At 61.9% G+C, this 6,115-nt stretch carries 5 protein-coding genes; all 5 read right to left on the bottom strand.

Translation table 11 applies throughout. From position 1 onward, the window contains the following. The coding region (gene ugpC / locus J0I64_RS22305) for a sn-glycerol-3-phosphate ABC transporter ATP-binding protein UgpC (RefSeq protein ID WP_291412446.1) at nucleotides 1–1,062 on the bottom strand (1,062 nt) is incomplete at its 3' end. Nucleotides 1,063–1,107: 45 nt separating this feature from the next. Next, nucleotides 1,108–1,935: a carbohydrate ABC transporter permease gene (locus tag J0I64_RS22310; RefSeq protein WP_291412448.1), complete on the bottom strand. Its 828-nt coding sequence runs from the start codon at nucleotides 1,933–1,935 to the stop codon at nucleotides 1,108–1,110. Continuing rightward, nucleotides 1,932–2,822, bottom strand: coding sequence for a carbohydrate ABC transporter permease (locus tag J0I64_RS22315; protein WP_291412450.1), 891 nt, complete (start codon nucleotides 2,820–2,822; stop codon nucleotides 1,932–1,934). The genes J0I64_RS22310 and J0I64_RS22315 overlap by 4 nt, the downstream gene beginning before the upstream one ends. Before the next feature lie 70 nt (nucleotides 2,823–2,892). Further along, a complete protein-coding gene (locus tag J0I64_RS22320) occupies nucleotides 2,893–4,179 on the bottom strand; it encodes an extracellular solute-binding protein (protein WP_291412453.1) in 1,287 nt (428 codons plus the stop codon). Nucleotides 4,180–4,238: 59 nt separating this feature from the next. Continuing rightward, nucleotides 4,239–6,115: family 78 glycoside hydrolase catalytic domain (locus J0I64_RS22325; RefSeq protein ID WP_291412455.1), on the bottom strand; the 1,877-nt coding region annotated here is incomplete at its 5' end.

The raw sequence follows: 6,115 nt of genomic DNA on the forward strand, positions 1-6,115 counted from the left end.
CCCGTCCTTGTCGAAGAGCATCGCCTTGGTCGGCTCGGCCGCGAGCGCCAGGCTTTCGCCGACGCGGAGGGGTTGATCGCCTTCGAGGACGGCGAGCCAGGCGGTGCCGGAGGACAGCTCGAGGTTGACGATTGTCTCGTTGCCAAGGCGTTCGACGAGGCTGACGCGGCCGACGATGGCGCCGTTGTTGGCGGGCACCAGATCATGCGGGCGAATGCCGAGGGTCAGCTTGTCGCCGACCTGAACGCCGGCAGAGGTTGCCGGCACGCGGAGACTGGCAACGTCCTTGCTGGAGACGACGATGGCATCGGTCTCGATCGCTTCAACGGTGACTTCGACAAAATTCATCTTCGGCGAGCCGATGAAGCCGGCAACGAAGAGATTGGTCGGGCGCTGATAGAGCTCGATCGGGCTGCCAACCTGCTGCACGACGCCTGCGTCGAGCACGACGATCTTATCGGCCAGAGTCATCGCTTCGACCTGATCGTGAGTCACGTAGATCATGGTCGCGCCGAGATCGGCATGGAGCTTTGCGATCTCCATTCGCGTATCGACGCGCAGCGCTGCGTCAAGGTTGGACAGCGGTTCGTCGAAGAGGAAGACTTCGGGCTTTCGCACGATGGCGCGGCCGATGGCGACACGCTGACGCTGGCCGCCGGAAAGCTGGCCCGGCTTGCGATCGAGCAGGTGTTCCATCTTCAGGATGCGGGCAGCTTCGCGGATCTTCTGGTCGCGGATGTCCTTAGGCGTCTTGGCGAGTTTCAGGCCAAAGCCGACATTGTCGTAGACCGTCATATGCGGATAAAGCGCATAGGACTGGAAGACCATAGCGATGGAACGGTCGCGCGGCTCGACGGCGTTGCAGAGCTTGTCGCCAATGTAGAGTTCACCGCCGGTGATGTCTTCGAGGCCGGCGATCATGCGCAGCAGCGTCGACTTGCCGCAGCCCGAGGGACCGACGAAGACTACGAACTGGCCGTCCTCAATGGACAGGTCCACGCCCTTGATGACTTCGACCTTGCCGTAGGTCTTCTGGATATTCTTGAGTTCCAAGCCAGCCATGGGTCAGATCTCCTCGCGTGAGAATGTCATTGAATTGCGCATCGGCTAGCCCTTGACCGCGCCGGCCGTCATGCCGGCGACGATCTGCCGGTTGAAGAACATGAAGACGATCAGCGGCGGGATGGTGATGAGCAGGATGTTGGTAAAGAGCAGGTTGTAGGCCGTGCTGAACTGGCTCTGGAAATTGTAGAGCGTCAGCTGCACGGTCGCGTTCTGGTTGCCCGGCAGGTAGTAGAGCGGGTTAGTGAAATCGTTGAAGATACCGACCGACTGCACCACGATATTGGTCACCGTCACCGGCCAGAGCAGCGGCAGGATCACGCGGAAGAACACATCTAGCGGACGGGCCCCGTCGATCACCGCAGCTTCATCCAGCTCGCGCGGGATGGTGGCGATGAAGGCACGGTAGAGGATGATCGAGAACGACAGATTGTAAGCCACCTGGATGAGGATCATGCCATGCAGCGTGCCGAACAGTTTCAGGCCCTGCAGCAGCCAGATAGTCGGCACCACGGCGGGCGGGATCATCAGGCCGGCGAGGATCAGGAACTCGATCGTGCCGTTCCACTTGGTCTTGCGGCGGGCCAGAACGAAGCCGACCATGGCCGCGAGCACAATAAGAAGCGTGACGCTGATGACGGTGATCAGCGAGGAATTGATGAAGGCCGTGACCATCATCCAGTTCCGCGTCTTGATCACCTCATAGACGTTCGTGAACAGGTGGAACCCGTTCGGCCAGGAGAAGTCGCGCAGGGCAGACTGCTGCTTGTCCTTGAAGGCCATCAGCAGGATGAACAGGAACGGGATCACAAAGACCACGAAGGTGGCGGCGATGGCGGCGACGCCGCCAAGGAAGGAAGCGCGCGATCTCATTCGTGACCCTGCTTGCGATTGAGGAACATGGTCAGCGGCACGACAAGCACGGCGATGAGGACGAACAGCACGACGTTGCCGGCCGTCGAGAGGCCATAGAAGCCCGCCTGATACTGCTTGTAGATCACCGAGGCGACGGTGTCGGACGCAAAGCCCGGACCGCCCTTGGTCATGGCCCAGATGAGGTCGAAGGTTCTGAGGCCGCCAATGAAGGAGAGCGTAATGACAGTCGCGGTCGCCGGGCGGCTGAGCGGCAGGGTCACGTAGAAGAAGTTCTGCAGCTTGGTGGCGCCGTCAATGCGGGCGGCTTCGTAGTAATCCTTGGGGATGGCGACAAGACCGGCAATGTAGATGACGGTGGCAAGGCCAACGCCCTTCCAGACGTCGACGAGGGCTACCGAGAACAGTGCCAGCTTGGGATCGACGAGCCACCCGGGACCGGCAATGCCGAACATGGCGAGGGTCTGGTTGATCATGCCCAGCGTCGGGTGCATCAGCACGGTGAAGGTCATGCCGACGCCGATGGTGGATACCAGGACCGGAAAGAAGATAACCGAGCGCAGATAGCCACGGGCCATGATTTGGCTCGTCAGCATCACCGCCAGAGCCATGCCGATGACGACCTTCAGGCCGGAGGTGATCACGGCGTAGATCACCGTGTTGACCAGGCCCTGGATCAGGAAGGGTTCGCGGAAGAACTGGGCAAAGTTGTCGAAGCCGATGAAGGTGGCATCGAAAAGCGTCCAGCGCGTCAGGCTGAAATAGAGCGACGCAAAGGTCGGTGCCAGGAACAGCACGGAATAGACCACTGCGGCCGGGGCGTAGAACCAGCCGGGGTAAAGGGACCTACGCTGCATCTTCAGCGCAGGAACAGCTGCTGCTGTCATGGGGGAACCTCGCAATGCGTTGCGGCTCCGGAGGGTGGGCCCTCCGGAGCCTAAGCAGGGTCAGAGACGATTACCAGCCGGCAAGGCCGAGCTGCTGCGCCTGCTTGCGCACGTCTTCGTCGTAGAGAGCGGCACCATCGGCAGCCGAGCGGATGCCCGAACCGACTTCAACCGTGATCTGCTCGAGAGCCGGGCCCTTGATGGGCGAGAGGAACTCGAGAGCCGGACCGTTGTGGCCGCCTTCCTGGAAGTAGGGCAGCATGTCGGACACGGCTGGCGGCACGTCGGCCGGCAGTTCGCAACCGGCGATCATGTACGGACCGGTGGCGCCCACGGCTTCGTTGCGGATATCGCAGCCGGCCGGCGAACCGATGAAGCCGACGAAATCCTTGGCGAGGTCCGGGCTGGACGTGGACTTGGCGATGTAGATCGAGTCCGGCATCCAGGTGGTCAGGCCGTTGCTGTCGGCGCTGTCGCCGGGCTGGGCGAAGAATCCGACGTCCTTGAGGTGATCCGGCACGGTTTCGGCAATGGCGCCGATGCCGAAGGTCAGCATCGGATAGTGAGCGCCTTCTCCGGTTGCGACCATGCGCAGGCCATCGGGATAGGTCGCAGCGCCGAAATCGGCATTGAGGAAGCCGGCTTCGTAGACTTCCTGCAGCTTTTCAAAGCCACGCAGGGCAGCCGGGGTGGTCGCGAACTTGGCTTCGTTGGCGGTGTACTTCTCGGCAAAATCAGGAACGGCGGCCAGGACGTTGTAGAAGTCGGCCAGAACGAACAGCTGGCTGCTCCAGGTGTCGCCATAGGTCTGGATCACGGCCGTCTTGCCGGCTGCCTTGATCTTTTCGTTGTTGGCCATGAACTCTTCCCAGGTCTTGGGAATTTCGAGGCCAAGCTCTTCATAGATCGGCTTGTTGTAGAAGATGCCGCCGCCCATGGCCGGAGCGAAGGGCGTGCCATAGACTTCGCCGCCAGCCGAAACGACCGACTTGAAGCTGTCCTGGATGCCAGCCTGCCACGGTTCGTTGGTCACCGGCAGCAGATTCTGGACCGGGTTGATCGCCTGGAACAGCGAGCCCGAATTGTAGAAGAACACGTCAGCCATCGCGCCGGTGGCGAGACGGGTCTTGACGATGTTGTCGCCTTCGCCGCCACCGGGGCGAACTTCGATGTCGATGGTGACGTCGGGGTTCTTTTCGGTATAGGCGGCCACCCATGCCTCAGCGACGGCAACCGACTGCGGGCCGTTGTCGATGAGGAACGACAGGTAGCCGGACTGCTGGGCGTTGACGGCATTTGCCGTCATCATCAGGCCGAGCAGGCTGGCGCCGGTAAGGGCGAAAAATTTGGTCTTCATAGTCTACCTCCCTGGGAGGCCCGCATTTGCGGGCCCCTGTTAAAGATTGGATACGCGCCTTACGGCGTGTTGGCGTTCACCAGCGACTTCTGGCGCTCCTCGCGCTTCGGTGCTGTGTAGTTGAAAGTCACGACGTGCTTGCCAGCCGAGAGAACCGTGTCCTGGCCAGTGATGGCCTGGCCATCAAGGGTGGCGTCGCGATAGGTGGAAGCGAGGCGCAGAACGCCGCGGCTTGCCGCCGGCACTTCGATCTCGTAGCGCACCGCTTCACCGGTAATGGTCCACTCGGCGCGGATCTTGCCGGCCGGGCTGTCGTGATCGGCCTTGACCGGGGACAATTCGGGCAGGATCAGCGGTTCGAAGACGATGGTCTTGAACGCGGGGTCCTTCTCGTCCGGACGGAAGCCGGCAACTCCTTCCAGCAGCCACTGGCAGACGGCGCCATAGGCATAGTGGTTGTAGGAGTTCATCTGCGGATTGTAGATCGAGCCGTCGGCCTGGATCGCATCCCAGCGTTCCCAGATGGTCGTTGCGCCCATCTTCACCTGATAGAGCCAGCCTGGGACTTCCTCCTGCAGGAAGACTTCGCTGGCGAGAGCCCATTCGCCGATCTTGATCAGCGCCGGCAGCAGCGCCGGAGTGCCGATGAAGCCGGTGCCGATGCGGCGATCGGCGCGGTCGATGGTGTTCTTGAAGTAGCCCTTGGCTGCTTCGTACTTATCGGCCGGGATCAGGTCGTGGATGATGGCCAGGGCGTAGGAAGTCTGGTCATCATAGGCAAGACGGCCCGAGGCAGTGATGAATTCGCTGGCAAAGGCGGTCTTGACGGCTTCAGCCATCTTGCCGAGGCGCGTGGCGGTCGCGGTCTCGCCGACGAGAGCGGCAATATCGGCAACCTGCTTGGCGGCGATGTAGAGATAGATGGTCGCGGCAGCGTCGTCGCCGATGGTCGGCAGCGGCTTGGCGCTCGGGCCCTTGGGCTGCAGCCAATCGCCGAACGAGAAGCCACGGGCGCCCCATTCGCGCGGCGGCGACACGATCGGGCCATCGCTAATCGACCAGACGAAATCGACCCACTTGATCATGGACGGCAGCGTTTCCTTGAGGAACGCGGTGTCGCCATAGTGGAGATAGAGCTGCCACGGCACCTGGTAGATGGCGTCGCCCCAGCCGGTTGAGCCGTAGAAGCCCGGATAGTGTTCCGGCTGCATGCGGGTCGGATCAGGGCAAACGTGGGGGACAGCGCCGTCTTCGCGCTGGTCGACCATCAGGTCGCGCACCCACTTGTGGAAGAAGCCCTGCACTTCGCCGAGATAGGCGGCGGTGCCGGCAAAAACCTGCGCGTCGCCAGTCCAGCCGAGGCGCTCATCGCGCTGTGGGCAATCGGTCGGCACTTCGATGAAGTTGCCACGCTGGCTCCAGAGCGTGTTGAGGAAGAGGCGGTTCACCAGCTCGTTGCCGGAGGTGAACGTTGCCTTCTGCTCAGTGACCGAGCTGATCGGGATCGACTTGATGTCGACGAGCTTGGCATCGCCCTCGATGGCGACGCGGGCGTAACGGAAGCCCTGGAAGGTGAAGTGCGGACGGTACTGTTCCGTCCCCTGCCCCGCCAGCGTGTAGGTGATCGTGGCTTCGGCGGTACGGTAATTGACGTTGTAAAAATTGCCGTCCTTGTCGAGCACTTCGGCGTGCTCAACGGTAACTTTGGCACCAGCCGAACCGCTGACCGAAAACGCGACATAGCCGCCGATGTTCTGGGCGAAGTCGAAGACGGTACGGCCTTCGGCATCGGTCCAGCTCTTGACGGCGGTCAGCGCGTCGAGTTCGCGAACGGGCGTCGTTTCATGGGCGACGAGGCGAGCATCGTTGAAATCAACGACCTCTGTGCCGGCGGAAACCGTCGGAGCGATACGCGCGTCAAAGGTTTCGCCGAAAT

This window comes from Devosia sp. (genome assembly GCF_017307565.1).
In the GTDB taxonomy this organism is placed as follows: Bacteria; Pseudomonadota; Alphaproteobacteria; order Rhizobiales; family Devosiaceae; genus Devosia.

Bases quoted from the DNA above. Each gene is read 5' to 3' on its own strand.
- J0I64_RS22310 (WP_291412448.1), bottom strand. From the start codon at position 1,935: ATGAGATCGCGCGCTTCCTTCCTTGGCGGCGTCGCCGCCATCGCCGCC.
- J0I64_RS22315 (WP_291412450.1), bottom strand. From the start codon at position 2,822: ATGACAGCAGCAGCTGTTCCTGCGCTGAAGATGCAGCGTAGGTCCCTT.
- J0I64_RS22320 (WP_291412453.1), bottom strand. From the start codon at position 4,179: ATGAAGACCAAATTTTTCGCCCTTACCGGCGCCAGCCTGCTCGGCCTG.